2 protein-coding genes are annotated in these 1,659 nt (G+C 65.7%); one reads left to right on the top strand and one right to left on the bottom strand.

Features of this window, described 5'->3' with window-relative positions; all coding sequences use genetic code 11:
• Nucleotides 1–29 precede the first annotated feature (29 nt).
• Nucleotides 30–1,184, bottom strand: coding sequence for an IS630 family transposase (locus ELR45_RS34215; RefSeq protein ID WP_129670261.1), 1,155 nt, complete (start codon nucleotides 1,182–1,184; stop codon nucleotides 30–32).
• A 17-nt stretch (nucleotides 1,185–1,201) separates the two neighbouring features.
• Here ELR45_RS34215 and ELR45_RS34210 point away from each other — a divergent pair, with 17 nt between their 5' ends.
• Nucleotides 1,202–1,630 (top strand): hypothetical protein, encoded by a 429-nt coding sequence (locus ELR45_RS34210; protein WP_205857830.1) that lies wholly within the window; start codon nucleotides 1,202–1,204, stop codon nucleotides 1,628–1,630.
• Nucleotides 1,631–1,659: the final 29 nt, after the last annotated feature.

Raw genomic sequence — 1,659 nt, 5'->3', positions numbered from 1 at the left:
AGTGGTCGCCGTTGTAAGTTCGTCGGGGATCAGGCGGCCAGTGCGAGATCGTTGTTTTGCTGGTGTCGCTCGATCCGAGTGAGGAGGTCATCGAGGTCGTCTGTGGTGAACTTCCACCGGAATGGCCGCGCGGTGGCGTTGTAACGGCGTTCAAACTCGACCAGTCGGCCTTCGACCTGGTCGAGGGTGGTGAAGTCGTTGGGTGAGACGACCTTGCGCTGGACGACGGAGAAGACCACCTCTATCTGGTTGGTCCAGGACGCGTGCACCGGGGTGTGCACCATGACCGCGTTTGGGAAGCGTCGGGTGAGCCGGTCGATCGCGGCTTGGCCACGGTGCGAGGAACCGTTGTCCACGACCCAGAACACCCGTGTTGCCGAGGCATACGGTTCTTGGGTCATGACCTGCTCGACCAGCGCCATGAACGGCTCGATGCCGGTGGAGGGTTCGCAGCGGCCGAACAGGCGGGCGTGGTGGACGTCGTAGGCGGCCAGGTAGGCCAGCGCCCCGCCCCGGTCATAGTCATGGTTGACCCGCATCATCCGGGCTTTGCCGGGTGGCAGGGTCGGATGGCAGCGACAGCGAGCCTGGATCGAGGTCTTCTCATCGGAGGAGATCACGTACTCGTCACCGCCTAGCGGCTTGCCGTCGTAGATGCGGGCGTACAGGTCCAGCACCCGGGCGGCCTTGGTACGAAAGTCAGGGTCGCGGGGGAAGATCCAGGACCGGTACTGCCACGGCTTGATCGCATCTGAGCGCAGCCATCGGCGCACCGTCGAGGCCGAGACCGCTTCGACGACCCCGGCCTCGACGGCGTGTTGGGCCAGCTCCGCACTGCTCCACCGCGACAGCGGCACACCGGCTTGCGTGGGCAGTTGGCAGGCCAGCGCCTTGATCTCGGCCACCTGCACCGGCGTGAACCGTGGCGGTCGTCCCGAGCGTGGGCGGTCGTCCAGGCCGTGCAGCCCATCGACGGCGAACCGGGCACGCCATTTGCGCACCGTGTCTTCGCAGACACCGCAGCGGCGCACGATCGCCGCGTTGGCGTGACCTGCAGCCGCCTCCAGCACGATCCGCGCCCGGACCCGGTCCCGGTGCGGGGTCATGTGACCCCGAGCGCGTCGTTTCAACTCCCGACGTTCCGCCAGAGTCAGCCGGACCGGGAGAGCACGCAGAGCAGGCATAACGATGGACCCATTTCATGATCGACAACACGACGATGTCGATCATGAAACAGGAAATGATCTTTACTCGTGCGCGACACGCGCCCCATACGGCAGCATGGACTGCTATGGCCACACCGCCGGAGTCCACCAAGATCTCGCTCGCCCAGCGCCTACGTGCCCATGCCCACGACCGCTGGCCTGCACTCGCTCAGGTCACCGTGCGATACCACGGCAAGTTCGCCTACATCGACGGCCACCTGCCCGACGACACCGTGCTCCCGCTGTGCCGACTGCGCTACGGCGGCTCCGCCCACCAATGGGGCTTCGCGATCTACCTGGCCAGCAAAGAAGGCTACGAAGACTCCATCCTGCCCAACGGCATGCCAGTCGGCACCGCAGAAGAAGCCCTCGACTGCGCCTGCGGGCTCTACCTCAACGACCACACCGCCTGGCAGACCGACTAACACCCGACGGACTTACGGCGCGGACCACT

The organism is Phytoactinopolyspora endophytica (assembly GCF_004138495.1).
In the GTDB taxonomy this organism is placed as follows: domain Bacteria; phylum Actinomycetota; class Actinomycetes; order Jiangellales; family Jiangellaceae; genus Phytoactinopolyspora; species Phytoactinopolyspora endophytica.
Note: the sequence above shows the minus strand (reverse complement) of the source record. Positions and strands in the feature narration are given on the sequence as shown.